The organism is Amycolatopsis sp. TNS106, from assembly GCF_019330265.1.
Taxonomy (GTDB): Bacteria; Actinomycetota; Actinomycetes; order Mycobacteriales; family Pseudonocardiaceae; genus Amycolatopsis; species Amycolatopsis lurida.
In genome coordinates, this window is the sequence record NZ_CP024972.1 from 6,938,744 (window position 1) to 6,965,186 (window position 26,443).

General features: G+C 69.3%; 25 protein-coding genes and 1 tRNA gene. 21 read left to right on the plus strand and 5 right to left on the minus strand.

Features of this window, described 5'->3' with window-relative positions:
* Positions 1–73 precede the first annotated feature (73 nt).
* Both CVV72_RS31955 and CVV72_RS31960 read left to right on the plus strand, forming a co-directional pair.
* Complete coding sequence (locus CVV72_RS31955) at positions 74–2,128, plus strand: dTMP kinase (RefSeq protein WP_219147568.1); 2,055 nt, start codon at positions 74–76, stop codon at positions 2,126–2,128.
* Complete coding sequence (locus CVV72_RS31960; protein WP_219147569.1) at positions 2,125–3,333, plus strand: DNA polymerase III subunit delta'; 1,209 nt, start codon at positions 2,125–2,127, stop codon at positions 3,331–3,333. The genes CVV72_RS31955 and CVV72_RS31960 overlap by 4 nt, the downstream gene beginning before the upstream one ends.
* 384 nt (positions 3,334–3,717) lie before the next feature.
* On the opposite strand, the gene CVV72_RS31965 is transcribed toward CVV72_RS31960, so the two are convergent.
* Positions 3,718–5,409, minus strand: coding sequence for a hypothetical protein (locus CVV72_RS31965; protein WP_219147570.1), 1,692 nt, complete (start codon positions 5,407–5,409; stop codon positions 3,718–3,720).
* Positions 5,410–5,549: 140 nt separating this feature from the next.
* Between CVV72_RS31965 and CVV72_RS31970 the strand changes: the two genes are divergently transcribed.
* Positions 5,550–5,623: transfer RNA gene (locus CVV72_RS31970), tRNA-Thr, on the plus strand.
* A 71-nt stretch (positions 5,624–5,694) separates the two neighbouring features.
* Here the strand turns inward: CVV72_RS31970 and CVV72_RS31975 are convergent.
* Both CVV72_RS31975 and CVV72_RS31980 read right to left on the minus strand, forming a co-directional pair.
* Positions 5,695–6,225 (minus strand): hypothetical protein, encoded by a 531-nt coding sequence (locus tag CVV72_RS31975; protein ID WP_219147571.1) that lies wholly within the window; start codon positions 6,223–6,225, stop codon positions 5,695–5,697.
* Positions 6,226–6,291: 66 nt separating this feature from the next.
* On the minus strand, positions 6,292–6,945 hold the full coding sequence (locus tag CVV72_RS31980; protein ID WP_219147572.1) for a TetR/AcrR family transcriptional regulator: 654 nt from the start codon (positions 6,943–6,945) through the stop codon (positions 6,292–6,294).
* Between the two features lie 44 nt (positions 6,946–6,989).
* On the opposite strand from CVV72_RS31980, the gene CVV72_RS31985 reads away from it, so the two are divergent.
* The 6 genes from CVV72_RS31985 to CVV72_RS32010 all read left to right on the plus strand — a co-directional run bounded on the left by CVV72_RS31985 (position 6,990) and on the right by CVV72_RS32010 (position 13,228).
* Positions 6,990–7,916, plus strand: coding sequence for an alpha/beta hydrolase (locus tag CVV72_RS31985; protein WP_219147573.1), 927 nt, complete (start codon positions 6,990–6,992; stop codon positions 7,914–7,916).
* Positions 7,913–8,728 (plus strand): SDR family oxidoreductase, encoded by an 816-nt coding sequence (locus CVV72_RS31990; protein WP_219147574.1) that lies wholly within the window; start codon positions 7,913–7,915, stop codon positions 8,726–8,728. The genes CVV72_RS31985 and CVV72_RS31990 overlap by 4 nt, the downstream gene beginning before the upstream one ends.
* Positions 8,728–9,657, plus strand: coding sequence for a ferritin-like domain-containing protein (locus tag CVV72_RS31995; protein WP_219147576.1), 930 nt, complete (start codon positions 8,728–8,730; stop codon positions 9,655–9,657). The genes CVV72_RS31990 and CVV72_RS31995 overlap by 1 nt, the downstream gene beginning before the upstream one ends.
* The gene (locus CVV72_RS32000; protein ID WP_219147578.1) at positions 9,654–10,139 is read left to right on the plus strand and encodes an FAD-dependent oxidoreductase; all 486 of its coding nucleotides are present in this window, start codon (positions 9,654–9,656) and stop codon (positions 10,137–10,139) included. Before CVV72_RS31995 ends, CVV72_RS32000 begins: the two co-directional genes overlap by 4 nt.
* A complete protein-coding gene (locus CVV72_RS32005) occupies positions 10,136–11,623 on the plus strand; it encodes an NAD(P)/FAD-dependent oxidoreductase (protein ID WP_219147580.1) in 1,488 nt (495 codons plus the stop codon). The genes CVV72_RS32000 and CVV72_RS32005 overlap by 4 nt, the downstream gene beginning before the upstream one ends.
* 72 nt (positions 11,624–11,695) lie before the next feature.
* Positions 11,696–13,228 carry a PstS family phosphate ABC transporter substrate-binding protein gene (locus tag CVV72_RS32010; protein WP_219147582.1) on the plus strand — a complete coding sequence of 511 codons (1,533 nt, stop codon included), beginning with the start codon at positions 11,696–11,698 and terminating at the stop codon, positions 13,226–13,228.
* Between the two features lie 231 nt (positions 13,229–13,459).
* Here the strand turns inward: CVV72_RS32010 and CVV72_RS32015 are convergent, their stop codons facing one another.
* Entirely contained in the window at positions 13,460–13,924 is a 465-nt protein-coding gene (locus CVV72_RS32015; RefSeq protein ID WP_034310019.1) for a GreA/GreB family elongation factor, read from the minus strand.
* A 123-nt stretch (positions 13,925–14,047) separates the two neighbouring features.
* Here CVV72_RS32015 and CVV72_RS32020 point away from each other — a divergent pair, with 123 nt between their 5' ends.
* From CVV72_RS32020 to glyA, 6 genes are all read left to right on the plus strand, one after another.
* The gene (locus CVV72_RS32020) at positions 14,048–14,635 is read left to right on the plus strand and encodes a TetR/AcrR family transcriptional regulator (RefSeq protein WP_034310021.1); all 588 of its coding nucleotides are present in this window, start codon (positions 14,048–14,050) and stop codon (positions 14,633–14,635) included.
* 115 nt (positions 14,636–14,750) lie between these two features.
* Positions 14,751–15,977 carry a M14 family metallopeptidase gene (locus CVV72_RS32025; RefSeq protein WP_219154262.1) on the plus strand — a complete coding sequence of 409 codons (1,227 nt, stop codon included), beginning with the start codon at positions 14,751–14,753 and terminating at the stop codon, positions 15,975–15,977.
* A gap of 88 nt (positions 15,978–16,065) precedes the next feature.
* Complete coding sequence (locus CVV72_RS32030) at positions 16,066–16,587, plus strand: gamma carbonic anhydrase family protein (protein ID WP_219147583.1); 522 nt, start codon at positions 16,066–16,068, stop codon at positions 16,585–16,587.
* 34 nt (positions 16,588–16,621) lie between these two features.
* Positions 16,622–17,053 carry an uL11 family ribosomal protein gene (locus CVV72_RS32035; protein WP_219147585.1) on the plus strand — a complete coding sequence of 144 codons (432 nt, stop codon included), beginning with the start codon at positions 16,622–16,624 and terminating at the stop codon, positions 17,051–17,053.
* On the plus strand, positions 17,050–17,469 hold the full coding sequence (locus CVV72_RS32040) for a hypothetical protein (RefSeq protein ID WP_219147587.1): 420 nt from the start codon (positions 17,050–17,052) through the stop codon (positions 17,467–17,469). The genes CVV72_RS32035 and CVV72_RS32040 overlap by 4 nt, the downstream gene beginning before the upstream one ends.
* 111 nt (positions 17,470–17,580) lie before the next feature.
* Entirely contained in the window at positions 17,581–18,849 is a 1,269-nt protein-coding gene (gene glyA, locus CVV72_RS32045) for a serine hydroxymethyltransferase (protein WP_219147589.1), read from the plus strand.
* A gap of 137 nt (positions 18,850–18,986) precedes the next feature.
* On the opposite strand, the gene CVV72_RS32050 is transcribed toward glyA, so the two are convergent.
* Positions 18,987–19,505, minus strand: a complete 519-nt coding sequence (locus tag CVV72_RS32050) for an inorganic diphosphatase (protein ID WP_034310036.1) — start codon at positions 19,503–19,505, stop codon at positions 18,987–18,989.
* Between the two features lie 167 nt (positions 19,506–19,672).
* Here CVV72_RS32050 and dacB point away from each other — a divergent pair, with 167 nt between their 5' ends.
* From dacB to CVV72_RS32080, 6 genes are all read left to right on the plus strand, one after another.
* The gene (gene dacB / locus CVV72_RS32055; protein ID WP_219147591.1) at positions 19,673–21,715 is read left to right on the plus strand and encodes a D-alanyl-D-alanine carboxypeptidase/D-alanyl-D-alanine-endopeptidase; all 2,043 of its coding nucleotides are present in this window, start codon (positions 19,673–19,675) and stop codon (positions 21,713–21,715) included.
* A 108-nt stretch (positions 21,716–21,823) separates the two neighbouring features.
* Positions 21,824–22,852 carry a zinc-dependent metalloprotease gene (locus CVV72_RS32060; RefSeq protein ID WP_219154264.1) on the plus strand — a complete coding sequence of 343 codons (1,029 nt, stop codon included), beginning with the start codon at positions 21,824–21,826 and terminating at the stop codon, positions 22,850–22,852.
* The gene (gene tilS, locus CVV72_RS32065) at positions 22,849–23,823 is read left to right on the plus strand and encodes a tRNA lysidine(34) synthetase TilS (protein ID WP_219147593.1); all 975 of its coding nucleotides are present in this window, start codon (positions 22,849–22,851) and stop codon (positions 23,821–23,823) included. Before CVV72_RS32060 ends, tilS begins: the two co-directional genes overlap by 4 nt.
* 13 nt (positions 23,824–23,836) lie before the next feature.
* A complete protein-coding gene (gene hpt, locus CVV72_RS32070) occupies positions 23,837–24,400 on the plus strand; it encodes a hypoxanthine phosphoribosyltransferase (RefSeq protein WP_034310045.1) in 564 nt (187 codons plus the stop codon).
* A 144-nt stretch (positions 24,401–24,544) separates the two neighbouring features.
* Entirely contained in the window at positions 24,545–24,907 is a 363-nt protein-coding gene (locus tag CVV72_RS32075; protein ID WP_219147595.1) for a hypothetical protein, read from the plus strand.
* 17 nt (positions 24,908–24,924) lie between these two features.
* Positions 24,925–26,292: a WXG100 family type VII secretion target gene (locus CVV72_RS32080; protein WP_219147597.1), complete on the plus strand. Its 1,368-nt coding sequence runs from the start codon at positions 24,925–24,927 to the stop codon at positions 26,290–26,292.
* Positions 26,293–26,443 lie beyond the last annotated feature (151 nt).

Genomic DNA, 26,443 nt, shown 5'->3' on the forward strand with positions numbered 1-26,443 from the left:
CGGGGTACCCGGTGTTGACCCGGGTCGCACCTCGGCGCCGCGTGACTAGTGGGGTGGGCGTATCAGCGAGGGCGTGCGGTCGGTGCCCGAAGCGGGCACGGGTGATTCGTCGGGGCGTGACGCTTCGACCATGCACCGCGTGCGGCGGGTGCTGGCGATCAAGCCGTTCCGCCGGATCTGGGGTGTCTCGTACCTGTGCAGCGTCGCGGACTGGCTGAACCTCCTGACGCTGACCGGTCTGGTCACCAAACTGACCGACAACTATGCCGCGCAGAACTTCGCGTTCGTCGGGGTCGTGCTGACCTCGCTGCTGCCGGGGCTGCTGTTCGCCCCGCTCGGCGGGCTGCTCGCCGACCGGTTCGACCGGCGCAAGGTGATGGTGCTCTGCGACCTCGGCCGGTGCGGGTTCCTGCTGTCGATCGCGTTCGTCGGCACGCCGTGGTGGGTGTTCGTCGGGAACTTCCTGGTCGGCTGCTGCTCGATGATGTGGATCCCGTCGAAGGACGCGGCGGTGCCGAACCTGCTGCGCCGTCCGGACCAGGTCGAGACGGCCAACCAGCTCGGCATGGTGATGACCTACGGCCTCGCGGTGATCACCGCGGCCGGCGCGAACGCCGTGCTCACCGGTAGCAACACGACGTTCCACTTCTTCCAGGGCGACGCCCAGCTCGGCATCGCCAAGGTCGCCGTCGTCATCACCGGCCTGCTGTACCTGACCAGCGCGATCGTGATCGCCACCCGGATCCCCGAGCTGTCGCTGCGCAACGTCCACTCGGTCGAGAAACCCAAGGTCAAGGCCGCCGACGAAGAGAAGTTCGGCTTCCGGCAGATGATCGCCGACGGCGCCCGTTTCGTGCGCACGACGCCGCTGGTCCGCGGGCTGATGATCGGTGCTTTCGGCGCGTTCGCCGCCGGTGGCGCGGTGATCGGTTCCGCCAAGCCGTACTCGTCGAGCCTGCTCGCCGGTGACGCGGCGTTCAACCTGCTCGTCCTCGCCGTCTTCCTCGGGCTCGCCACCGGGATGGCGGTGGCCCCGAAGCTCGCGCGGCGGCTCGCGCACGACCGGCTGTTCGGGATCTCGATCGTCGCCGCGGGCCTGTGCCTCGTCGTCGTGGCGCTCTCGCCGCATCTCGCCGTTTCGCTGGTCGCGGTCGCCGCCGTCGGGGTCTGGGCGGGGACGGCGTTCCTGACCGGTGTCACGATCATCGGTTCGCGGATCGAGGACTCCATCCGCGGCCGGATCAACGCGATCTACCAGTCGCTGATGAAGATCGTGCTGTTCGGCTCGACGGTGCTGGTGCCCGTGCTGATCAGCCTGGTGCAGCCGACCGCGATCTCCGTGTGGGGGAGCACGATCACGATCGACGGGACGCGGCCGGTGATGATCGGCGGCGGCATCCTCGCGCTGCTCGCCGGCATCTTCGCGTACCGGCAGATGGACGACCGGCGGGCCGAGCCGATCCTCGCCGACCTCCGCAACGCCCTGCGCCGCAGCCCGCGTCGCGTGAACGGGCTGCTGATCGCGCTGGAAGGCACGCGGGCGATCAACACCGAGACGCAGGCCGCGCGGCTGGCCGAATGGCTGCGCGCGGGGACGCGTCCCGTCGTGCTGGCGGCCGACCCGGCGCTGGACGATCAGCGGCTCGCGAAGCTCGTCTCCGGTGCTTCGCTGTCCGGCGCGCGGGCGCAGGCGCTGGCCGCCGCCGCGGTGCGGGCGGACATCGTCGAACGGGACATCCAGCCGGCGCTCGACGCCGGGTCCGTCGTGGTGATGGAACGGTTCGTGGACTCGCCGCTGGCGCATCTGTCCGCGGTCGCCGGGCTGGACAGCCAGGAACTCGAAGGGCTCGCCGACTGGGCGACCGGGCGCTTGCGGCCCGACATCACCATCCTGCTCGACGCCGATCCCGGCACGGTGATGCGGAAGTCCCCGTCGCTGGACGCGCAGTGGCGGGTGCAGCATCTGCTCACGGAAATGGCCGCCGCCGACCCGGACCGGTACGTCGTGGTCGACGCGGAAGGCACCGAGGACGAGGTGAGCGACCGGGTGCGGACGGCGATCCGCGCGGTGCTCGTCGGCAGGCTCGCCGGGCTCGCCCCGGCGGAGGAAAAGGTCGAGGTGAGATGACGGAAGCCCCTGCGCTGATCGGTGTCTGGAAGCAGCTCGTCGGCCAGGAGCCCGCCGCGCGCACGCTTTCCACGGCGTCGGCCGCGGCCGCGCGGATCGTCGACAACCAGCCCGTCGCGCCCGGCGCGATGACCCATGCCTGGCTGGTCACCGGTCCGCCGGGTTCGGGGCGCTCGACGGCCGCGCGGGTCTTCGCGGCGGCGTTGCAGTGCGGCACCGGCACCGGATGCGGCGAATGCCCCGGCTGCCGCACCGTGCTGGCCGGGACACACGCGGACGTCAAGCTCGTCGTGCCCGAAGGTCTTTCGATCTCGGTCGCGGAAATGCGTTCCTTGGTGCAGGCCGCCGCCCGCCGCCCGACCACCGGGAAGTGGCAGGTGGTGATCATCGAGGACTCCGACAGGCTGACCGAAGGCGCGTCGAACGCGTTGCTGAAGGCCGTCGAGGAGCCGCCGGACCGCACGGTGTTCCTGCTGTGCGCGCCGTCGGATCACCCGGACGACGTGTCGGTGACGATTCGCTCGCGGTGCCGTCTGGTCACGCTGCGGACGCCGCCGCCGGAGGCGATCGCGCAGGTGCTCATGGAGCGGGACGGCATCGATCCCGAACGCGCGCGGTGGGCCGCGTCCGTCTCCAGTGGACATGTCGGGCGCGCGCGGCGGCTCGCGACCGATGAGGCGGCCCGGCAGCGGCGGGCGACCGTGCTGCGGATCCCGCTCGGCCTGCGCCGTCCGGCCGATGTGTTCACCTGCGCCGACCAGCTGATCAGCGCCGCGGAGGCCGACGCGGGCGAGGAGAGCAAGGTCCGCGACGAGGCCGAACGTTCCGAACTCCGCACCGCGATGGGCGGCGACGGCATCGGGAAGGGCGTCGCCGGGGCGAAACGAGCCGCCGAAGCCGCCGTGAAGCAGCTCGAGAAGCGCCAGAAGTCCCGCGCGACCCGAACCCAGCGGGACACTCTCGACCTCGCGCTGGTGGACCTTGCCGCGTTCTACCGGGACGTGCTCGTGACCGCGAGCGGCGCGGGCGCGACGCTGAACCACCCCGACCACGCCTCGGAAATCGCGCAGGCCGCCTCCGCCTGGGCGCCGGACTCGATCCTGCGGCGGCTCGAAGCCGTCCTGGAATGCCGCGAGGCCATCGACCTGAACGTGAAACCGAGGATCGCCGTCGAAGCCATGGTCACCACCCTGCGCCAAGGCTGACGCGCTTCACTCACCACCCCAGCCCCCCGCCCGTCCCAGGGGGGCGACCCCGAGTCCAGTCTACCGGGGGTGGAGGGGGAAAAGGGCTGGTCGCGGGAGTTGTCCACAGGTGGGGATGGTTGTGGACAAGTGCTGTGGGTAAGTGAAGTCGCTTCGGGTTCGCGGGGCGGCAGTGTTCCCAATGTCGCATTAGAGACGCTCAGTGTCCCCAATGTGGCATTGGGGACATCAGGCGAGGAATCGGGAGCGGCCACGCCGAGTCTGCCCGAGGCCAAAGCAAAGGGGCCTTCGCCGCTTCAAAGCGGCGAAGGCCCCTGACTGTCTAAAAGCGACGAACGGACCTCTCACGCCGGGCAAGGCGTGAAAGGACCGTTCATCACCCGTCTAGTCCTCCGAATCCAGCGAACGCGGCCGCGGCGAAGGCTTGAAGCCCGGCGAGTTCTTCGCGACCGGAACGACCGCGAGCCGTCGGCGTCCCGGCATGGCGGCCACGAGAACGACACCGATCAGCAGCATCGCCGTACCCGTCCAGAACATCGGCACCGTGTCGTAGGCCGCGTTGGTGTAGGCCAGGTTCTTGACCGGACCCTTCGGCGCCGCGCCACCGTTGTTGCCCGCGGGCGGCGGAGTGGCCGTGCCGCACTCGACACCGCCGGCCGGCGCGTACGCGCGGGCGATCTGCTCACCGAGCGAGACCTGGGCCAGCGACGACGGAAGGTTCTTCGCGGCCTCCGGCGGCAGCGCCTTCTGCAGGGCCGTCGTCGGCAGGATCTGCAGGTCCAGCAGCCGCGCCGAGGCACCCATCTGGAAACCCTTGAACGGCGAAGTCATGTCGCTCGACTTCTGGTTCAGCCCGGCGATCGACAGCTTCAGCACGCCGAGGTCGAGGGTGAGCCCGTTCCCGGCCTCGCCGCCCGGAAGCTGTTTGGTGGCACCGTCCAGCATCTCGGCGAGCCCGCCGACGACCGGCACGTTCTTCAGCTGCTCGAAGCCCGGGACCTGCTTGAGCGACGGCAGCGGGATCCCGATCGGGATGTCCTTGGCCGGGTTGTTCGCGTCGAGGGTGAACAGCACCTTGTCGCCGCGGACGATCTGCAGCACCGGCGCGGTGTACTCGACCTTCGACGTCTTCTTGTCGCCGGTCGAGGTGACCCGCAGGGTCGGCTGGCTGGCGACCTTGATCGTCAGGCCGAGCGGCGTGCCCTTCAGCAGTTCGATGTTGGCCGCCTGCAACGTCGACGTCGATTCGACGGCCTTGTTCTTCGAGCCGGGAATGTCGACCAGCCGCACGACCGAACGCGACGACAGCGTGTTCGGCAGGCTCAGCACGGCGCCCTTGCCGTCGGCGCTGGTGCTGTTCCCCGAAAGCAGACCGCCGAGGTTCGCCAGCGGGCCGGGAAGCGCCTTCAAACCGGCCGTGAGCTGCTCCGAGGCCTGGGTCAGTTGGTCGGCGCCCGGGATGTTCGGGATGGTCGGCAGCAAGGCCAGGTTCGCGATCGACGTGCTCGAGTCGGCGATCGTGCCGACGCACGGGCCGAGCGTCGGGCTCCAGCGCGCGTGCGCCTCGCCGTTGAGCAGGCCCAGATTGAACAGCGGGTTCTTCGGCGCGTTGAGGCCGCCGCTGATCGGCTTCGGGTTGTCCGGCAGCGCCGTCTGCACGAGGCTGCCCGGCGTCTGCGGCGCGTTGCCCGCGGCGGACAAGCCGAACGGCGACGACTGCGCGATCGCCTTTTCGTAGTTCAGGTAGGCCTCGGAGTTGGCCTGCGCGCTGGAAAGCCCCATTCCGGCTTCGAGCGCGGACTGCTTCGGCAGCATCTCGCCCGCTCCGGGGAGGATGGCGCTGGTCGGCACCGCGTTCGGCAGCAGCCGCAGCACGCCGAGCGCCGCACCCGCGTCACCGACCGCCTTGCCCAGCGGCTGCGGACCGATCGGCGCCGACATCGGCGGTTGTCCCGGGTTCGCCGGATCGGGGATCGGCGTGGTCGGGATCGTCTGGGCCGTCGCCGGGGCCGCGGTCAGCAGAAGCAGGGCCGCGGCGGCCGGAAGCGCCAGCACACGGGGCAGTCGTTGCCGCATGAACAGGTCCTCCAGTGGGGATGGGCCGATCTTGGGGGACTGAGACCGGCGTCATAGGACCCTAACGACGGTGGCCCTCGAAGGTGACGTTCAAGCCTCCGCTACACTTGTCTCCGTCATCGGGTGCGAGCCCGATGTCCGCCGCCTTAGCTCAGTCGGCCAGAGCGATTCACTCGTAATGAATAGGTCAGGGGTTCGATTCCCCTAGGCGGCTCCGCAGGTCAGGGCCCCATCCGGACACCCGGGTGGGGCCCTGACCCTTTGGCTGAGTGACTGACCGAGTGACTAAGCCGCCGGGTCCGCGGCTTGGTCAAGTTCACCCGTTCCGGGGAACCCTCGAGGCGCGTCCATCGCGGACCGGAGACGTGCCACGTGCGGGAACCAGCCGGTCTCGATCTCGCTCTCCGTCCTGGAGGACACCTCGTGGAGCGGCTGCAGGTAGCCGTCCACCCAGTAGACGACATATCTCTCGAAGAGCTTTTTGTACAGTTTCTGGTCGATGGCCTTGACTTCGAGCAATGTGCCGCACTCTTCGAAGAAATGCAAAATACGCGTCAGTGCGAATTGGTCGTCGGCCGCCAGCGAGGACTCGTCGCTCATCAGCGAAATGAATCCCACGGGATCCGGCGAGTCCATGTTGTCGCGCAGGACATGGACCGCCTTGACCCGGTGGACCAGGCTTTCCGCGGATTGCCAGGTCTCGTACAGCCGATGTGTCCTGCTCACGCGGGTGGCTCGCTGGGATTCCAGTCGCTGGACCGTGAACGAGATCGCGCCTCCCACGAGCACGCCGATCAGTGCCGAAATGACCTGCATTCACTTCCCCCTGAATGTCCACCGCCGCCTTCCTGCGTATCAGTGAACACTCCGGCCGGGGCCGCTTCAATCCGCCGGAATTTCCCCTTCGGCGGAGCTTTTGAGGAACATCCGCGACAGCGAAGTGCCCACACCGGTGAGGTGGCCGACGAGCGTGTCCGCGTCCGCGTCGAGCAGGCCGGAGCGCCACGCGAGCATGATCTCCACGAAGCCGCCGATGCCGAGCAGGACGTTGACCCGGAACTCCAGTCCGTCCACGTCCGGTTTCAGATGCGGCCGCGCGAGTTCGATCAGCAGGCCGGTGGTGTCCTGGACGGTCTGCCGCCGCAGCTGCTCCAGCACCGCGCTGCCGGCGTGGTCGCCGAACAGGATCTGCGCGCGGGCGGGCTCTTCCTGCACGTGGTGCACGACGACGTCGACGGCGGCGCGGAGTTGCTCCAGGGCTGGTCGCTCGATGTGGGCCGCGACGGCGTCGAGGACCATCCGCAGGGTCTCGTCGCGGACCTGTTCCCAGGCGGTGGCGAGCAGCGCGTCGCGGTTGGCGAAGCTCTCGTAGAAGTACCGGTCGGTCAGGTTCGCCCGTGCGCAGACGCCCCGCATGGTGACCGCGGCCCAGCCTTGTTCCTGCCAGATGTCGAGTGCGGCGCCGAGGAGGGCGAGCCGCCGTTCGGCGCGGCGTTCGTCGGCGGTCTTGCCGCTGTAGCGGCGGGACGCGGTCACCTCCTCATCTTGACAGCAGATGCCCTCGGATTCATTCTGAGGGCATGCGACCGCAGAATGGCCTGCGTACTGGTTTGGCCGCCGCGCTGACGTCCGCTTTCGTGCGGCCGATCGCCAACGCGATCCCGGCCAACCGGGCGGGTGTCGCCTTTTCCCGCGCCTTCATCGCGAGCAGCCTGTGGCTGGCTTCGCCGCCGTTGAAGGGAAGCCGAGTCGAGCCGGGCATCCGCGGCGAGTGGGTCCGCGCGCCCGAGGTGACCGAGGGCGACGCCGTGGTCCTGTACATCCACGGCAGCGGATACGTGCTCTGCTCTCCGCGCACCCATCGAGGGCTGACCACACGGGTTTCCGGCGGCACCGGGCTGCCGGTCTTCGCCTGCGAGTACCGCCTCGCGCCCGGACATCGGTTCCCGAGCGCCGCCGAAGACGTCCGCGCGGCCTACGACCGGCTCCTCGACCAGGGGTATCGGCGGATCCTCGTCGCCGGCGACTCCGCGGGCGGGCATCTCGCGGTCGACCTCGCCGCGCAGCTGATCCGGGAACGCCGGGAACCTCCTGCCGCGCTGGCCCTCTTCTCGCCGCTGTTCGACGTGACGTTTTCGCTGGCCGCCCAACGAGAACGCATGAGCCCGGACCCGATGATCTCCGCCGCCGCGGCCGCGCGGCTGGTCGGTCTGTACACGGTGGACGCCGACCTCGCTTCGACACGGTTGAGGTTCGCTTTCGACGACATCAAGGGTTTCCCGCCGACGATCATCCAGGCGGGCGGGCTGGAAATGCTCGCCGCGGACGCCATCGAACTGGCCAGGGCCCTGCGTCGCGCGGGGGCCGACTGCGAACTCGAAGTGGTCCCCGGCCAGATGCACGTTTTCCAGGCCTTGACCCGCTTCATCCCCGAAGCGGCACCGGCGATGGAGCGGGCTTGCCGCTTCCTCACCGGCAACCTTCCGGCGATCGTGAGGGCGGCATGACGAAACGGACCCACGGAGCACACGCCGTCGTCACCGGCGCGGGAAGCGGGATCGGGCGGGCCATCGCGGCCGAACTCGTCCGGCGCGGCAGCCGGGTCGTCTGCGCGGACATCGACCTCGAAGCGGCCGAAGAGACCGCGAAGATGATCGAGGGCGCGGTCGCCATCGCCTGCGATGTGTCCGATGTGGACGAAGTCGCCGACCTGGCGAGCCAGGCGCGGTCCTGGTTCGGCCGCGAGCCGGATCTCGTCGTCAACAACGCCGGGATCGGCGCGGGCGGCAAACTCGTCGGGGAGAGCCCGCTGTCCGATTGGCAGCGCACCCTCGGCGTGAACCTCTGGGGCGTGATCCACGGCTGCCACACCTTCGTCCCCGCCATGCGCGCGGCGAAGGCGGGCGGCGTCATCAACGTCGCTTCGGCGGCCGGCTTCACCGCCGCGCCGAGGATGGCCGCGTACAACGTGAGCAAGGCGGGCGTCGTCAGTCTTTCCGAGACGCTGGCCGCCGAACTGTCCGGCACCGGCGTCGCGGTCACCGTGCTGTGCCCGACCTTCGTGCGCACCAACATCTTCGGCGGCGAGCTCATCGAAGACGGGGCACGCGGGCTCGCCCAGCGGGTCTCCGACGTGGTCGGGTTTTCGCCGGAGCGCGTCGCGCGGATGACGCTCGACGCCCACGATCGCGGACGCCTGTACGTGGTGCCGCAGCCCGACGCTCAGCTTCTCTGGCACGCCAAGCGTTTCGTGCCCGTTCCGTACACGCGGATCGCCGGTCTGCTCGGCCGGTTCCTGCCCGCCGAAAAGGAGAAGTGATGGCCTACGACTTCGACGCGATGCTCCGGACCATCAAGGACAAGCAGTGGTCGCTGGCCGACATCGACTGGGACGCGCCCGGCGCGGAGACGATGACCGACGAACTCCGGGCCAAGATGCGGCCGTTCATGGCCGATCTCGTGTGGATCGAGCACGTCGGCGCGCGCGGGTTCGCCTCGCTGGCCAAGAAGGCGCCGACCCCGGTGATCCAGGAGATCTACCGCTACTTCCACGCGGAGGAACAGAAACACGCCAACGCGGAACTGGCGTTGATGAAACGCTGGGGCATGCTCGACGAGCACGGGTCGATGCCCGAGCCGAACATCAACGTCAAGCTCGCCATCAAGGTCCTCGACGACTACGGCGACACGCTCCCGCTGACGGCGCTGGCCACGCTCATCCCGCTGCTGGAATGCGCGCTGGACGGCGCGCTGGTGAAGTTCCTGCTCGACGAGGTCTCCGATCCGGTGTGCCACCAGGTGTTCCGGCATATCAACTCCGACGAGGCCCGGCACATCACGGCCGACTTCGAGGTACTGGAGCTGATCGGTGCCGGATCCACGACCAAGCTGATCACCGAATCCGTCGGCTCGCTCAAACCCCAGATCGTGCTCGGCCTGATCGTGGTGTTCGTCCCGCTGATCAACAAGATGCGGGACAACATCGTCGCGATGGGCCTGCCGGAGAAGAAGCTGTACAACGCCGTGAAGCGATTCTCCACCATCGGCGGCCGAGGCGAGTTCACCCGACGCATCCCGGCGTACCACGTGCTCAAGGCGCAGGCGGCGATGATCGTCGACCGCTCGCACGTCTACCATCGGCTGCTCGCCGACCCGATGGTGAAGATGACCCGCCTGATCCCCGCGCGGCTACTCGGAAAGCCGCAGTCGTGGACCGAGGAGATCACCCACGAGCCGGTCGCGTCATGACGCTCGGCGAATTCCGGGGCGAGGTGCTGCGCGGCACCGAGTGGTTCGGGCACGACTTCTCCGGGCAGCGGGTGGCCGTGGTCGCGCCCGGCCGCGAGGCGGCGCAGATCGTGCCCGAGGTGGCGGCCACCGCACGTTCGGTGAAGGTGTTCCAGGAAGAACCCGACTGGGTCGTGCCGATGCCGGTCCCCGGACCGCACGTCCTCGGCATCACCGTAGCCCGGGTTTTCCTGCGCTGGCAGGTGAAAGACCCCTGGATCCGCAGGCTCCTGACGCCCGACCGGCGTTTCGGCTCGCGGCGGACGGCACCCGGTCTCGGCTACTACGGGGCACTGCGGCGGCCGGGCTGCAAGCTCGTCACATGGCCGATCTACGCCTTCGCGCCCGACGGGATCCGCACCGCCGAAGGTATCGAGCACCAGGCCGACGTCGTCGTGCTCGGCGCGAGTTCGCTGTTCGCCAAGGAAGGACTTCCCGCATGACGCCGGACCACGAGATCGCGATCATCGGCGGGGGTTTCTCCGGTATCGGTGCCGCCATCCTGCTGCACCGAGCCGGTTTCGAAGACTTCCTGATGCTGGAAGAGGGCGACGGCGTCGGCGGCGCCTGGCACTGGAACACCTATCCGGGCGTCGCCGTCGACATCCCGTCGTTCAGCTACCAGTTCTCGTTCGAGCAGATCTCCGGCTGGTCGCGGGTCTACGCGCCGGGCCGCGAGCTGAAGGCCTACGCCGACTACTGCGTCGACAAGTACGACATCCGCCGCCGCACGCGCCTGGGCAGCAAGGTCGTCTCCGCGGCCTTCGACGACGAAACGCACTTGTGGCGCCTCGAAACCGCCGACGGCTGGTCGATGACGGCACGGTTCGTGGTCGGCGCCACCGGCGTGCTCACCCAGCCGAAACCGCCGGACATCGCCGGGCTCGACGGCTTCCGGGGCACGGTCATGCACACCGCGCGCTGGGACCACGGCGTCGATCTGCGCGGAAAACGCGTCGCGGTCGTCGGTACCGGGGCTTCGGCCGTGCAGGTGATCCCGTCCATCGCGCCGGAGACAGGCCATCTGACGGTGTTCCAGCGCACGCCGATCTGGTGCCTGCCCAAACCCGACGCCGTCCTGCCGCGGCCGGCGCGGCTCGCGCTGCGGCGGCTGCCGGGCGCGAAACTGGTGTCCCGCCTGGCCAGCCAGGCGCTCGTCGAAGTGACCTTCCCGCTGGCCGCGCATTTCCACAACCTCCTGCCGACCGCGGGCGCGGGGGAGCGGATCGGGCGCGCGCATCTGCGCCGCGCGGTGAAGGACCCCGTGACCCGCGAGAAGCTCACCCCGCGTTATGCCTTGGGCTGCAAGCGGCCGAGCTTCTCCAACGAGTACCTCCAGACGTTCGACCGGGACAACGTCACGCTGGAGACCACGAGCATCGACGCGATCACCGGATCCGGGGTGCGCACCACCGACGGCACCGAGCATCCGGTGGACGTCCTGGTGCTGGCCACCGGGTTCAAAGTGTTCGAGAAGGGCAACATGCCCGCCTTCACCGTGCGCGGATCCGGCGGCGCCGATCTGGAGAAGTTCTGGGCGGAGAACCGGTTCCAGGCGTATCAGGGCGTCAGCGTCCCCGGTTTCCCGAACTTCTTCACCATTCTCGGGCCGTACGGCTACAACGGTTCCTCGTACTTCAACCTGATCGAGACGCAGACCGCGCATATCGTCCGCTGCCTGCGCAACGCCAGGAAGACCGGCGCGACCCGCGTCGAGGTCACGCACGAGGCCAACGACCGGTACTTCCGGACCATGCTGGAGCGGCGCAAGCACCAGGTCTTCTTCCAGGACAGCTGTTCCCTGGCCAACAGCTACTACTTCGACGCGAACGGGGACGTGCCCTTCCGCGCCTCGCCCACCCTGGAAACCATGGTGACGAGCCGGTTCTTCGACCTCGACGACTACGCCTTCGCGGACGGCCGGTGAACACTGGCTGAAGTCCGCCGTCGTCCGCCGGGATGAGCCATAGGTTCGATACCCCGAACCTGGAGGCTGGTCTTGGAAGGGTTTCCCTGGGACGTCCTGCTCGCGGTGGTCGGGATCACCGTCCCGGCTGTCGCGTTCCTGTGGGAGTTCGTGCTCGTCGGCCGCAAACGGCTCGGCTACCGCGTGCAGATGGACACCCCCACGGCGTCCGGGCGCGGGTTCGCGCCGACGGCCGACGCGCTGGCGCAACTCCAGCACGAGAACGGCGAACGGCTCGTCGACCCGTCGTTCGTGCTGCTGCGCATCGAGAACAGCGGTACCACCGACATCGACACCGACGACTACGCGGTCAACGAGAACGACCGCGTCGGCATCCGCGTGAAGTTCCCCGGCCGCACCGTGGCCGGGATGGTGGTGACCGAGCTCAGCTCGCCGCATCTGCACGAATGCTTCGGTGACGACTCCGGGTGGGGCGCTCGCGACGAGAATCCCGAACGCCCCACCGGGGTGATCGATCTGCCGAGGGTGCCGCTGAACCGCGGCGCGCACTACAAGATCCTCGCCGTCCTCGACCGCGTCCCCAACGGCTCGCCGGACGCCTTCGACGATCCTCAGGTCATCGGCGAGATCAAGGGCGGGAGTCTCCGAGAGACCAAGAGCCGCACCGGGCCGACGGGTTCGGTGATGGCGCTGATCCTCTTCCTCGTCGTGATCAGCATCTTCCAGCTGACCCGCTCACTGTTCTTCGACGAGAAGCCGCCGCCGCTGGACTGCGCGTCCGGGAAGCTCACGATCACCGGGTCGACGGCCTTTGCTCCCGTGCTGAAGGAAGCGACGGCTTCGTACGCGAAGACGTGCCCGGGAGCGTCGTTCGTGTTCGACAGCCGGGGGAGCGCCGAAGGGTTGGGCAGCCTCAAACAGGCGGCGAACGACGGCACGCTGGCGTTCTCCGACGGTGCGAAGGGCGAGGGGTTTCCGCAACTGCTGCCGCGTCCGGTCGCGTTCTCGCTGTTCACGCTCGTGATCAACAAGGAGGCCGGGGTCCAGGACCTTTCGCTCGCGCAGATCCACGACGTCTACGACGGCAAGATCGCGAACTGGAAGGAGATCGGCGGCAAGGACCAGCCGGTCCGGCTCGTCGACCGGCATTCGGACTCGGGCACGCGGCGGACGTTCGAGGCCCGGATCCTGGCGGGCAAACGGGAACCCGGCGACAACTCCGACGACTGCCTCAAACCGGCGCGGGGCGCACAGCCGGGAGTGGTGCGGTGCGCGAAGCCGTCCACCAGCGACGTTCTCGACGCGGTGTCACGGGTGCCGGGCGCGCTGGGCTACAGCGAACTGGGCGCGGCCACGAAACGCGAGGACGTGCTGCCGGTGCGGATCGACGGCCACCAGGCGACCCTGGAGGGCGCGATCCACGCGGCCTACCCGTTCTGGGAAACCGAGTACGCGTACACCTTCGGCGAGCCGAAGGCCGACTCGCTCGCCGCGAGCTTCCTGCGGTACCTGACGAATCAGGTCGGCAAGGACATCGTGCGGTCGCACGGGCACCGGCCGTGCGCCGAGCTGGCGAATCCGGTGCTGTGCCGTCCGGGTACGTGAGGTGCCCTTTGCCGCCCCCCTTGCGCTTGGGTGTCGCGAAAGCCACTTTCGAGACATCAGGCGTCGCGAAAGTGGCTTTCGCGACATGCGTCCAGACGACCTGGGCAGGCCGCTGACGTTGCGAAAGCCGCTTTCGCAACACGCCGCCTTCGACGTCCCCCTCGACAACGCGCGTGAAGGCCCCCTTCCCTCGGCTCAGCCGAGGGAAGGGGGCCTTCACGCGCGAACGAGTCAGGCAGGAGGCTTCAGCGTGACGACGGTGGCGCTGGTCTCGCCACGCGGCGTCCGGTACGTGATCTCGTCGCCTTCCTTGGCGCCGACGAGCGCCAGGCCGAGCGGGCTGTCCGACGTGACCGTGGAGGCGTCGGCGTCCTCGCCCGGGATCGTGACGATGTGGAGCTCGTCCTCGTCGCCGTCGGCGAACCTGAGGGTGACGGTGGTGCCGTCGGGCAGCAGACCCTTGCTGTTCCGGCCGCCGTGCTCGAGCTTCGCCGCGACGTCGGCGATGCGCCGGTCCAGGTAGGCGGCGGCCTCCGCGCGGTCCAGCACCTCCGCCTGATCCGCGGCGTCGCCGGTTCGTTCCTGCTCGCCGACGAGCGGCGCCATCGCGTCGCGCTGCGCACGCAGATCGGCGAGTTCCTTCTCCAGCTGCCGTCGCGCGGCCGGGCTGAACCCGTTGTCCCCTGAGGTCACCATGCCGCGCATTGTCCGCTACGGATCGGCGGCTAGCCACCTAGATTTTTCACCCGCTGTGATCGGCCAGGACGGTTGCCCTAAGCTTCAGGGCTCCTGTCCTGACTACTTGGTGTAAGGAACTTCGTGACCGCCGTTCCCGGCCGCAGCGCGCGGCTCTCCCCCAATCAGCTGCAGAAACAGGAGCAGATCGTCGAAGCGGCGCGTGTCGTGCTCGCCAGGGACGGGCTCGCGGGCTGCACCGTCCGCGCGATCGCGGACGCCGGACCGCTCACGAAGAGTGCGATTCATTACTACTTCGCGGATATCGACGTCCTGATCGATCGCGCGATGGCGGCGCACATCACAACGTTCATCGCCGATTTGCGCAAAATTTCGGCGAAGCACGATCACCCGTCCGAGCGGCTCTTCGCCGCGCTCGAAGCCTTCCTCGGCGAGTTCTCCGGCCGCCCGAACGCGGCCTTCCTCTGGTTCGAATACTGGATCGCCGCGGGCCGCGCGCAGCATCCTCAGGCCATCGACGTGATGCTGACGTCGATCACCGAACTGCTCGCGGAACTGCTCGCCCCGCTCGACGTCGAAGACCCGCGGGCACGGGCGCGGGCACTGCTGTCCTACCTGCTCGGCGCGATCGTCCAGCAGCGCGTCCGGCGGCGGCCGTTCGCCGCGTTGCGTGGCGACATCGAAGCTCTCTGTTTCGCGAACTACGGGTAGAAATACGCATTAGATCCGTACCGTTACGGATTGTTCGGTCTTCCCGCTCCGGCCATGGTGAGGTTCCCCTTCCCTGCCTGAGAGCTAGGAGACGACGATGCGCATAAGACGGTGCATGGCCGTGGCGATCGCGGCCGTCGCGGCGTTCACCATCCCGGTCGCCGCGAGTCCGGCGACCGCGGACCAGCAGGCCGAGGACGCGCAGGTGCAGATCTACGAGGTCTTCGGCACCGGGACCTCGCAGCAGCGCACCCAGATCTCCCGGCTCGGTGTCGACGTCCTCGGCTCCGCAGGTGGCACGACCACGTTCATCGGCGAGGCGCGCGACGCGGCGAAGATCCGTTCGCTCGGCTACCGCGTCGAGCAGCGCGGCGTCGTCGACAGGTCGGAGAAGGTCGGCACCAACGCGATCAACGACTTCCCGCCGTCGGATTCCGGCTTCCACAACTACGCCGAGGTGACGACCGAACTCCGCAACGCCCAGTCGAACTTCGGCTCGATCGCCCGGCTGAGCAGCGTCGGCAACTCGTACCAGGGCCGGGCGCTGAACCTGCTCAAGATCAGCGACAACGTCGCCACGGACGAGAACGAGCCCGAAGTCCTCTTCACCTGCAACCAGCACGCCCGTGAGCACCTCACCACCGAGATGTGCCTCCGGATCGTGAACCGGTTCACCCAGGGCTACGCCTCCGACCCGGCGATCAAACGGTTCGTCGACAGCGTCGAGATCTACGTGATCCCGAACGTCAACCCGGACGGTTCGGAGTACGACATCTCCGGCGGCAGCTACAAGTACTGGCGCAAGAACCGGCAGGGCAACGGCACCGACCCCAACCGCAACTGGGCCTACAACTGGGGCTGCTGCGGCGGTTCGTCGGGCTCGACCACCAGCGAGACCTACCGCGGCCCGTCGGCGTTCTCGGCACCCGAGACCCGCGCGGTGTCCAACTTCGTCAACTCGCGCAAGATCGGCGGCGTCCAGCAGATCAAGGCGAGCATCGACTTCCACACCTATTCGGAGCTCGTGCTGTGGCCGTTCGGCTTCACCTACAACGACACCGCTCCCGGCATGACCGCCGCGGAGGCGCAGCGGTTCCAGACGGTGGGCAGGCAGCTCGCGGCGACCAACGGCTACACGCCGCAGCAGTCGAGCGACCTGTACATCACGGACGGGACGATCGACGACTGGATGTGGGGCACCCACAAGATCCTGAGCTTCACCTTCGAGATGTACCCGCGGGGGTCGAACCCCGGTTTCTACCCGCCCGACGAGGTGATCGTCCGCGAAACCACCCGTAACGACAAGGCCGTGGACCTCCTCCTGAACACCGCCATCGGCTGATACTGCTTCCAGCGCGTGAAGGCCCCCTTCCCTCGGCTCAGCCGAGGGAAGGGGGCCTTCACGCGCTAGGACGCATAGGGTGCGGGGCATGCCGATGTTCGAATTCGAGGGACACCGTCCCCAGGTGGATCCCGAAGCGTGGATCGCCCCCACCGCCACCCTGATCGGCGACGTCGTCGTCGAGAAGGGCGCCTCCGTCTGGTACGGCGCCGTGCTGCGCGCCGACTTCGGGAAGATCCTCGTCCGCGAGGGCGCCAACATCCAGGACAACTCGGTCATCCACGTCAACGGCGGCGTGACCGAGGTCGGCAAGAACGTCACCGTCGGGCACCAGTGCCTCGTGCACGACTGCACGATCGGCGAGCAGGCGCTGATCGGGAACGGTTCGACCGTGCTCGACAAGGCGCAGATCGGCGCGAAGGCGCTGGTCGCGGCCGGCGCCACGGTGACGCCCGGGATGATCATCCCGCCGGAGACGGTCGCCATGGGCAGCCCGGCCAAGAAGCACGTCCCGCTCGACGGCACCGCCCGAGGCTGGGTCGAGCACAACGCGGCGATCTACCAGGAGCTGGCGCGCCGTCACGCGGAAAGCGTCAAACCGATCGATTGACTCTCCAGTAACTGGAGACCATAGCTTCGGGCATATGGCACCGAAGTCCAAGAAGAAGACCCATCAGGCGACACTCGAGCTGACCGCCGGCAACGCGCCGGTGGTCGACCTCGGGAAGACGCTCGGGCAGACCGGCGTGAACCTCGTCGAGGTCAAGAAGGCCTACGACGCCGCGACCGCCGCGCAACGCGGCGACATCGTCCCGGTGGTCGTGTCGGTGTTCGAGGACCGCTCCTTCGAACTCCGGCTGAAGACCCCGCCCGCGTCGTTCCTCATCAAGAAAGCCTTGGGCGGCAAGGGGTCCGGCCGTCCGGGGCATGAGGTCGCCGGGGCACTGACCCAGGAGCAGTTGCGCGGGATCGCCGAACGGAAACTGCCGGACCTCAACACCGGCGACATCGAGGCGGCCATGCGCACGATCGCGGGCACGGCGCGCTCGATGGGTGTCGCGATCGAAGAACCGTGACGCGCAAGCACGTGATCGTCCCGCCGTTCCGCGACCTCGACCCGGCGCTCGAGGTCGCGGAAAGGCTGCTGGCGCAAGGGAATCCCTGGCTCACCGGCGTTGTGTCGGCGCTGCCCGACGAGCACGCCGCCGCCGATCGGCTCAACCGCGTCCTCGCCGGGAACGGTGCCGCGCCCCGGCTGGTCGAGGCCGTGAACGGCTGGCGCCTGGTGCAGGTGCCGTCGTGGCCGGGCTGCGGGGACCTGGTCGCGGGCGCCTCCGGGCTGGCGGAACTCGTCGTGTTCGGCGGCTGGCGGCGGATCAAACGCTGCGCCGTCTGCGCGCAGGCGTTCTGTGATCGCACGGCCGGATGCAGCCGCCGATGGTGCGCCCGGCATCGTCCGCACGCCGAGCCCCGCTCGAGCGGAGTGCTCTAGTCTGGTCCGCACCAGCGACTGGCGCCATTTGAGGTGGAGCACCACCGGGAAGCGACGACAAGGCCGGTACCGCGCGCCTGGGTCCGGCCGTCTCTGGCAGGAGTACGTCCGATGACACACCAGCCCGAACTTTCCGCGCTCGCCGCCGCCGACCCGCAGATCGCGGGGCTCGTGGAGGACGAGGCGAAACGCCAGCACGACAAGATCCGCCTGATCGCGTCCGAGAACTACGTCTCCCAGGCCGTACTGGAGGCGACGGGCACCGTCCTCACCAACAAGTACTCCGAGGGCTACGCCGGCAAGCGGTACTACGAAGGCCAGCAGCTCATCGACCAGGTCGAGAACCTCGCCATCGAGCGCGCGAAGGCCGTCTTCGGCGTCGACCACGCGAACGTCCAGCCGTACTCCGGCTCCCCGGCGAACCTCGCGGTGTACCTCGCTTTCGCGCAGCCGGGTGACACCGTGCTCGGCATGGCGCTGCCGGACGGCGGCCACCTCACGCACGGCTGGAGCGTGTCCGCGACCGGCAAGTGGTTCACCCCGGTCCGCTACGGCGTCCGCAAGGAGACCGGCCGGGTCGACCTCGACCAGGTCCGCGAACTCGCGCTGAAGCACCGGCCGAAGCTGATCTTCGCGGGCGGAACCGCGATCCCGCGCACCATCGACTTCCCGGCGTTCGCGGAGATCGCCCGCGAGGTCGACGCCGTCCTGGTCGCCGACATCGCCCACATCGCCGGGCTGGTCGCCGGTGGCGCGCACCCGTCGCCGGTCGGGCACGCGCAGGTCATCACCACGACCACGCACAAGACGCTGCGCGGTCCGCGCGGCGCGATGATCCTTTCCGACGCCGACCACGCGAAGGCCGTCGACAAGGCGGTGTTCCCCGGATTGCAGGGCGGGCCGCACAACCACACGACCGCGGCGATCGCCGTCGCTCTGGGCGAGGCGCAGAAGCCGGAGTTCTCCGAGTACGCGCACACGATCGTCGCGAACGCGCGGGCGCTGGCGGAGGCACTGGTGGAGCGCGGCTACGACCTCGTGTCCGGCGGCACTGACAACCACCTGCTGCTGATCGACCTGACGAACAAGAACGTGCCGGGCAAGCCCGCCGCGCAGGCGCTGGACCGGGCAGGCATCGAACTGAACTACAACACCGTGCCGTTCGACCCGCGCAAGCCGTTCGACCCGTCCGGCATCCGGCTCGGCACCTCCGCGATCACCACCCGCGGGCTCAAGCCGGAACACCAGGCGCAGGTCGCGGAGTGGATCGACCGCACGATCACCGCGGCGGCAGGCGAAGAACTGTCCGCTTTGGACACCGTCGCCGCCGAGATCCGCGAGTTCCTGGCGCCGTTCCCGATCCCGGGCTACTCGGCGTAGGTCGTTCCGTGAAGGCCTCCTTGAGGGACCCAGAGTCCCTCAAGGAGGCCTTCACGGACTTGCCGGGGGACCGGACGTACACGAAGGGCCCCTTCACCGCACGAGATGCGGTGAAGGGGCCCTTCGGCGTTAAGCGACTAGTGAGCCGCCGGACCGTCGATGGCCTCCTTGGCCAGCCGGTCGGTCTCACGGTCGAGCGAACGCTTGATCTCGGCCTCGGCCTCGGACCGTCCGACCCAGCTCGAACCCTCGACGCTCTTGCCCGGCTCCAGGTCCTTGTACACCTCGAAGAAGTGCTGGATCTCGAGCTTGTGGAACTCGTTCAGGTGGTGGATGTCGCGCAGGTGCTCCAGCCGCGGGTCGTTCGTCGGCACGGCGAGGACCTTGTCGTCCGGGCCCTTCTCGTCGGTCATCCGGAACATGCCGATCGCGCGGCAGCGGATCAGGCAGCCGGGGAAGGTCGGCTCCTGGACGAGCACCAGCACGTCGAGCGGGTCGCCGTCCTGGCCGAGGGTGTCGTCGATGAACCCGTAGTCGGCGGGGTACTGCGTGGCGGTGAACAGCGTCCGGTCGAGTTTGATCCGACCGGTCTTGTGGTCCACCTCGTACTTGTTGCGCTCCCCCTTGGGGATTTCGATAGTGACGTCGAATTCCACGCCGGCCTCGCTGCTCTCGTCTTTGGTACGCCCCGCCGTCGCGGACGGCTCACCGAGTTCATGGTCTTGTCTTCACTAGTGTGGACCACGGGGTCCCGGGCGGTCGCATCGATGTGGTCGTATGTGAGCTTGGCCCCTTCCCCGGACGGTGGACGAAGGAGCGTTGAGTGCCGGAAAACGATGCCCCGCGGTGGCCGTCGGACGACAAGGACACCTCATCCGCCGAGCCCAAGGCCGCCAAGGGGGAGGGCGAGGCCACGATCTGGCTGCCCATGTCGGGGATGGCGAACGGCAAGACCGAAGAGCTGTCAGTGCCGAAGGTCACACCCGAAAGTGGCTCCTGGTTCGAGCCGATCGTCGAGGTGGAGGAGGAACCGGACGTTCCGGAGACCCCGACGCCGAAGTGGTCCGCCTTCGAACCGGTGACGCCGGTCGAGCCGGAGCAGCGCGAAGAGCCGAAGACGCTCTTCGTCAAGCCCGTCCAGCCCCAGCACAAGGACGAACCGGACTGGGACCAGTTCGACCGGGGCGCCGCCACTCCACCGCGTGAAGCCGAGCCCCCGAGGCCGGAGCCGAGGCAGGAACCCCCGCGTCAGGAACCCCCGCGTCAGGAGCAGCCGCGCCGTCCCGAGCAGAGCCGGGTCGAGCCGCCTGCTCCCGCGCCGGTCCCGTCCGCGACCATGCACGCGCGTCCGGTCCGCATCGAGCCCGCCGAAGAGCGTTTCGACGCCGAAGCGACCGTCGGGATCCAGCGGCCCGAGCCGCCTTCCGAAGAACCCCCGGCGACCGAGGCCGCCCCCGCGCCGAAGCGCAAGCGCAAACGCAAGGTCCTGCTGATCTCGACCCTGGTCGTCATCCTGCTGCTCGCCGGCATGGGCGGCGCCGCCGCGATGCCGAAGGTGTCGAACCGCCTCGGCCTGCCCTGGGCGCCGAACGCGCCGAAGGGCGAGATCCCCAAACCCGCGGGTATCACCCGGGTCCTGCACGGGCCGGACATCAACGGCGCCGGGCCGACGAAGGAAGGGCTCGCGGCCGCGCTGGCGGGCCCCGCCGGTTCGCCGGACCTGGGCACGCTCACCGGCACCGTCGTGGACGCGGCGTCCGGTGAAGTCCTGTGGGACAAGAACTCCGGCACCCCGCTGACCCCGGCGTCGACCACGAAGATCCTCGTCGTCGCGGCCGCTCTCCTGTCGATGGACCACGGCACGCAGTTCTCGACGAAGATCGTCCAGGGCGCCGAGCCGGGCACGGTCGTGCTCGTCGCGGGCGGAGACCCGTCGCTGACCTCGCTGCCGCTGGGCACGGACTCGCCGCTGTACCCGGGCGCGGCCCACGTCGACGACCTCGTCGCCCAGGTCAAGAAGGCCGCGGGCGGCAAGATCTCCAAGGTCCAGCTGGACATCAGCCTGTTCAAGGGGCCGACGTCCGCGAAGGGCTGGGACCCGGAGGACACCGCCGCCGGGAACACCTACATGGCGCCGGTCCTCCCCGTGATGGCCGACGGCGGCCGCGCCGACCCGAAGAACGACCACGCGCCCCGCGTCGCGAATCCGGCGGCCGCGCTGACGCAGAAGATCGCGGGCAAGCTCGAAGCCCAAGCCGGTGGTACGACCACGGCGCCGAAGGACGCCAAGGTGCTCGGCGAGGTCAAGTCCCAGCCGCTCGCGGAGTTCGCCAACTCGCTGATGCAGCTTTCGGACAACCTGATGGCCGACGTCCTCGCCCGTCAGCTCGCGCTCGCGAAGGGCGCCGAGGCGTCGTTCACCGGCGGCGCGACCACGACGATGAACGTGCTCAAGGAGGCCGGATTCGACCTCACCGGCGTCCAGATCAACGACGGTAGCGGGCTGTCCGACCAGAACAAGATCCCGGCGAAGGTGCTCAGCGAGATCCTCGCGGTCGCGGCGGCGCCGGACGGCAAGGACCCGAGGACCGCGAAACTGCGGCCGCTGCTGGCCGGTCTCCCCGTCGCGGGCGGCAGCGGGACACTGGAAAAGCGCTACGGCGATCCGGCGTCGGCCGCGGGCCGCGGCTGGGTGCGCGGCAAGACCGGCACGCTGTCCGGCGTGAACACCTTGGCGGGCGTGGTGCTGGACACCGACGGCCGGATGCTGGTGTTCGCGTTGATGTCGTCCGGTTCGGACCAGAACAAGGGCAGGGCCGCGCTCGACGTCGTCGCCGCGACCCTGCACAAGTGCGGCTGCAGATGATCCGGTGAGCGACCGGAATCGGAGCGTGAGGAAGTCGGGACGGAATTCGGTCTTCCAGCGGGTAGCGTCATAAGAGTGACTGAGGAAACGCCGACCAAGACACGTTCGATGGTCGACTGGTCCCTGGCCGCCTCGACGGGTGCCCTCCTGGTGCGCGGTGGTCCGGTGGTCGACCGCGAAGAGGCCGAAGAAGCCGTCGCCGATCTCCGTGACCTGACCGGTGAGGCCGAGGGACACGTCCGCGAGCTGACCGGGCTCGGCCTCGATCTGCCGTTGCTGCCCGCCGAAGTCGTCGACCGGCCAGGCTGGGTCCGTTCGGCCGCGGCCGGTCTCGACGCGCTCACCGGCCGTGCGCTGCCGGAGGCGCAGGGCGGTCCGCTGGCGCCCGTGCTGGCCGGCGGCGCCGGTGTGCAGACCGGTCTGGTGCTCGCCTTCCTGGCTTCCCGCGTGCTCGGCCAGTACGACCCGTTCGGCGGGCCGGACCGCGCCGGGCGGCTGGTGCTTATCGCACCGAACGTGGTCGCCGCCCAGCGCGCGATGGACGTGCCCGGCCACGACTTCCGGCTGTGGGTCTGCCTGCACGAATGCACCCACCGGTTGCAGTTCACCGCGGTCACCTGGCTGCGCGACTACTTCGCCGACGAGGTCGAGCGCCTGATCGGCGGGCTCGCCGGCCGGGACGCGGACGGGCTGAGCGATCTGGTCGGCCGCCTGCCGGACACCATCAAGCAGATCGGCAAGGGCAAGGCGGGCGGCGCCGGGCTCGCCGAACTCCTGCAGTCGCCGGGCGAACGAGCGGTGTTCGACCGGCTCCTCGCCCTCTCCACGCTGCTGGAGGGGCACGCCGACTTCGTGATGGACGCCGTCGGGCCGCAGGTCGTGCCGAGTGTCGAACTGATCCGTTCGCGGTTCACCGCCCGGCGCAAGGGCGGCGGCCTCATCGACCGCGTGCTGCGCAGCCTCCTCGGCGTGGACGCGAAGCTGCGCCAGTACGAACAGGGCGCGAAGTTCACCAAGCACGTCGTCGACGCCGTCGGCATGGACGGCTTCAACGCGGTGTGGACGTCGCCGAACACGCTGCCGACCAGGGCCGAGATCAGTGATCCGGCGGCCTGGGTGCGGCGCCTGCACGGGTGAGCGGACCGGATCCGGCGATCGCGGCCGTGCGGACGGCCGTGCGGGACTTCCTGACGTCGGTGAGTGCCGCCGAGGAGCTGTGCGTCGCGGTCTCCGGCGGCGCGGACTCCTTGGCGCTGGCCGAAGCGGCCGCGTTCACCGGCGGCCGCGCGGGACTGAAGGTGCGGGCACTCGTCGTCGACCACGGCCTCCAGGACGGTTCCGCCGAAACCGCCGCCCGCGCCGCGAACACCGCGCGGGAACTGGGCGCCGACACGGCCGAAGTCCTGAAGGTGCGGGTCGAGGGCGCGGGCGGGCCGGAAGCGGCGGCCCGCCGGGCCCGCTACGGCGCCTTGCGCTCGGCGCTGCCGGACGGACGCGGTGTCGTCCTGCTCGGCCACACCCTCGACGACCAGGCCGAAACCGTGCTGCTCGGCCTCGGCCGGGGTTCCGGGCCGCGGTCGCTGGCCGGGATGCGCCCGTACGACCCGCCGTGGGGACGGCCGCTGCTCGGCGTCACCCGTGCCACCACCCGGCGGGCCTGCCAGGCGCTCGGTGTCGACCCGTGGCAGGACCCGCACAACGAAGACCCGCGGTTCACCCGTGTCCGGTTACGGACCGAAGTACTGCCCCTCCTGGAGGATGTGCTGTCCGGCGGTGTCGCGGCGTCGCTCGCCCGCACGGCGGCGCAACTGCGCGAAGACACCGAGGCGTTGGACACACTCGCGGGTGAGGTCCACCTGCGCGCCTTCACCGGCGAAGGGCTCGACGTGGCGGTGCTCGCCACCGAACCGCCCGCGTTGCGGCGACGCGTCCTCCGCAGGTGGCTGCTGGACTCCGGCGTCCGCGAACTCACCGACGCCCACCTGCGTTCGGTCGACGCTCTCGTGGGGAACTGGCGGGGTCAGGGCGGAGTCTGGCTACCCGGCGACTTGGTGGCCGCGCGGGCGCATGGCAGGCTCTCCCTCGAAGCACCCCAGTCCACCACCTAGAGGGGATCGTCCCGTGTACGAAGGCGAGATCGCCTCCGTGCTCGTCACCGAGCAGCAGATCAACGACAAGATCGCCGAGCTGGCGGCAAAGGTCGCGGCGGACTACCCGGCCGACGGCCCCGGCGCCGGGCAGGGAGACCTCCTGCTCGTCGGCGTGCTCAAGGGCGCGGTGATGTTCATGACCGACTTCGCCAGGGCGCTCCCCCTTCCCTGCCAGCTCGAGTTCATGGCGGTCTCCTCCTACGGCTCGGCGACGTCGTCGTCCGGCGTGGTGCGGATCCTCAAGGACCTCGATCGCGACATCGCCGGCCGTGACGTGCTCATCGTCGAGGACATCGTCGACTCCGGGCTGACCCTGTCCTGGCTCCTGAAGAACCTCGCGAGCCGGAACCCCGCGTCGCTCGAGGTCGTCTCGCTCCTGCGCAAGCCGGAGGCGGTCAAGGTCGATGTACCGGTCAAGTACATCGGGTTCGACATTCCCAACGAATTCGTAGTCGGATACGGCCTGGACTACGCGGAGCGTTACCGGGACCTGCCCTACATCGGAACTCTGGATCCCCACGTCTACACGTCCTGAGAACCGCTTGCCCGGGTGTGCGGGAATACGGAACCCTGAGCACGCAGAACGCGTCATAGGCTGCGATCGAGTGCGTTAACCTATGCGAAGACCTTTGCCACGCAGCCGTCGTGGCCTGGCCCGGGGGAAACGGAGAGAGCTCAGATGGGGAACAGCTTGGCGGACGCGAACGCGTTCAAGAACGCCGCGGCCCAGGGTCAGGTCGGGATCGACCCTGACGCGGCCCAGACCGTCCTGAACAAGATCCGCACCGGCAAGGACGCCATCGAGGCCCTCCTGCAGCGGGCCGGCGACCTCGGGCAGGCGCCGAAGCTGGGCAACAACCCGGTCGGCAACGCGATCGCCGCGAAGGTGGCGAACCGTGCCGACGGCGGGGGCGACTCGTACGCGGCCGCGCTCCAGAACCTTTACCAGCAGTACGAGGCCGCCGAGTCCGGCATCGTGACCGCGATGGCCCGCTATCACGAGATCGACCAGGCCGCGGCCCAGCCGTTCCGTAACGTCTGAGGGGGAGTCAGAAAGCCATGCCACCGAAGCACAGCGCCGACTCTTACGGCGAGAGCAGCAGCAGCACCACGCCCGTCCAGCTCGGCGACAACTCGCACGCCGAGAGCATCGTCTCGTCCGCGCGCGGCCGTTCCGACGGGTTCGACATCGGCGCCGACCGCGCCATCACCAACCCGCCGAACTGGGAGAGCGCGCCGAGCAGCCAGGACCTGTGGAACCAGGCCAACATCGGCAACGACCCCAGCACGGCGACCGCCATCAGCCAGTCCTGGGGCTCGCACGGCAGCAAGCTGAGCCAGGCGTCGAACGACCTCTACAACGCGATCTCCGAACTGGGCGCCGCCTGGATCGGACAGGGCGCCGCGGCCGCGCAGGGTTCGCTGGTCGCCATCGCGAACTCGGGTTCGCAGGCCTCCGAGGCCGCGAACACGATGGCGGACAGGCTGCAGAAGCAGGCCGACGCCGCCACCAAGGTCAAGCTCATGCCGAAGCCGACCGACTACAGCCCCGAGAAGGCCATGGGCCAGGCGCTGGCGGCGGGCCCGATCGGCATGATCACCGACCAGAAGCCCCTCGCCGACCAGGACAAGGAAGTGCGGGCGGAGCAGGCCAGGTTCCTCGAGGCCTACACCAAGGAGATGAGCGAGGTCGACAGCTCGACTCCGAGCTTCGGCCCCGAATCCCTCGGCATGAAGCCGACCGCGACGCACAACAGCGCCGGGTTCAGCGGCGTCGGCAACATCGGCGGCGGAGGCCTCAACTCCGGCGCCGTCTCCGGCACCCCCGTCTTCGCCGGCACGCACGGCTACGGCGGCGCGCAGGGCAGCGGTGCGGCTCCCGTCCACGCCGGTCCGGACTCGGGCGTGTTCTCGCAGGCCGGCTACAGCCCCGCCGCCGGCCCGGCCGCCGGTGTCGCGCCGGGTGCGGGTGTCGCGTCCGGCGCCGGTGCCCCGATGACCCCGCACGCCCCGGCGAGCGGCGGCAACGGGCTCGGCCAGGCCCTCACCGCGGCCGCGCTCGGCGGTGGCCTCGGCTACGCGGGCGCCAAGGCGCTCGGCCAGGGCAACAAGTCCGGCGCCAAGGAGACCGACAGCACCGACGCCGCCGCGACCGAGAAGGGCGGGCCCGCGCAGAGCGCCGCGTCCCAGGCCGTTCCGCAGCAGGGCATCGTGTCCTCCAGCGGCACCATCGGTGGCGCCACTCCGCCGATGCACGGCATGGGCGGCGGCATGGGCATGGGCGCGCACGGGGCCCAGGCCGAGCAGGAAGAGGAGCACACGCACGCGTCGTTCCTCATCGAGCCGGACCCGGACGACGCCTTCGGCGCCAACGAGGCGACCCCGCCGCCGGTCATCGGCGCCTGGACCGAAGACGACGAACGCTAGAGCGGTTTTTCACCGGGCGCGCGGCCGATCCGGCCGCGCGCCCGCTGACTTGTGCGCGCCATGGCAGGACACCCTGTCCGCGGTCGTGAGGTAGCTGACCACCCGGTGTCCCGCCGACGCCGATCGCGGACGCGGGTTCACCAACAGACAT

Coding starts and splice junctions, on each gene's coding strand:
- CVV72_RS31960 (WP_219147569.1), top strand. CDS start 2,125: ATGACGGAAGCCCCTGCGCTGATCGGTGTCTGGAAGCAGCTCGTCGGC.
- CVV72_RS31965 (WP_219147570.1), bottom strand. CDS start 5,409: ATGCGGCAACGACTGCCCCGTGTGCTGGCGCTTCCGGCCGCCGCGGCC.
- CVV72_RS31975 (WP_219147571.1), bottom strand. CDS start 6,225: ATGCAGGTCATTTCGGCACTGATCGGCGTGCTCGTGGGAGGCGCGATC.
- CVV72_RS31985 (WP_219147573.1), top strand. CDS start 6,990: ATGCGACCGCAGAATGGCCTGCGTACTGGTTTGGCCGCCGCGCTGACG.
- CVV72_RS31990 (WP_219147574.1), top strand. CDS start 7,913: ATGACGAAACGGACCCACGGAGCACACGCCGTCGTCACCGGCGCGGGA.
- CVV72_RS31995 (WP_219147576.1), top strand. CDS start 8,728: ATGGCCTACGACTTCGACGCGATGCTCCGGACCATCAAGGACAAGCAG.
- CVV72_RS32000 (WP_219147578.1), top strand. CDS start 9,654: ATGACGCTCGGCGAATTCCGGGGCGAGGTGCTGCGCGGCACCGAGTGG.
- CVV72_RS32005 (WP_219147580.1), top strand. CDS start 10,136: ATGACGCCGGACCACGAGATCGCGATCATCGGCGGGGGTTTCTCCGGT.
- CVV72_RS32015 (WP_034310019.1), bottom strand. CDS start 13,924: ATGGTGACCTCAGGGGACAACGGGTTCAGCCCGGCCGCGCGACGGCAG.
- CVV72_RS32025 (WP_219154262.1), top strand. CDS start 14,751: ATGGCCGTGGCGATCGCGGCCGTCGCGGCGTTCACCATCCCGGTCGCC.
- CVV72_RS32030 (WP_219147583.1), top strand. CDS start 16,066: ATGCCGATGTTCGAATTCGAGGGACACCGTCCCCAGGTGGATCCCGAA.
- CVV72_RS32035 (WP_219147585.1), top strand. CDS start 16,622: ATGGCACCGAAGTCCAAGAAGAAGACCCATCAGGCGACACTCGAGCTG.
- glyA (WP_219147589.1), top strand. CDS start 17,581: ATGACACACCAGCCCGAACTTTCCGCGCTCGCCGCCGCCGACCCGCAG.
- CVV72_RS32060 (WP_219154264.1), top strand. CDS start 21,824: ATGGTCGACTGGTCCCTGGCCGCCTCGACGGGTGCCCTCCTGGTGCGC.
- CVV72_RS32075 (WP_219147595.1), top strand. CDS start 24,545: ATGGGGAACAGCTTGGCGGACGCGAACGCGTTCAAGAACGCCGCGGCC.
- CVV72_RS32080 (WP_219147597.1), top strand. CDS start 24,925: ATGCCACCGAAGCACAGCGCCGACTCTTACGGCGAGAGCAGCAGCAGC.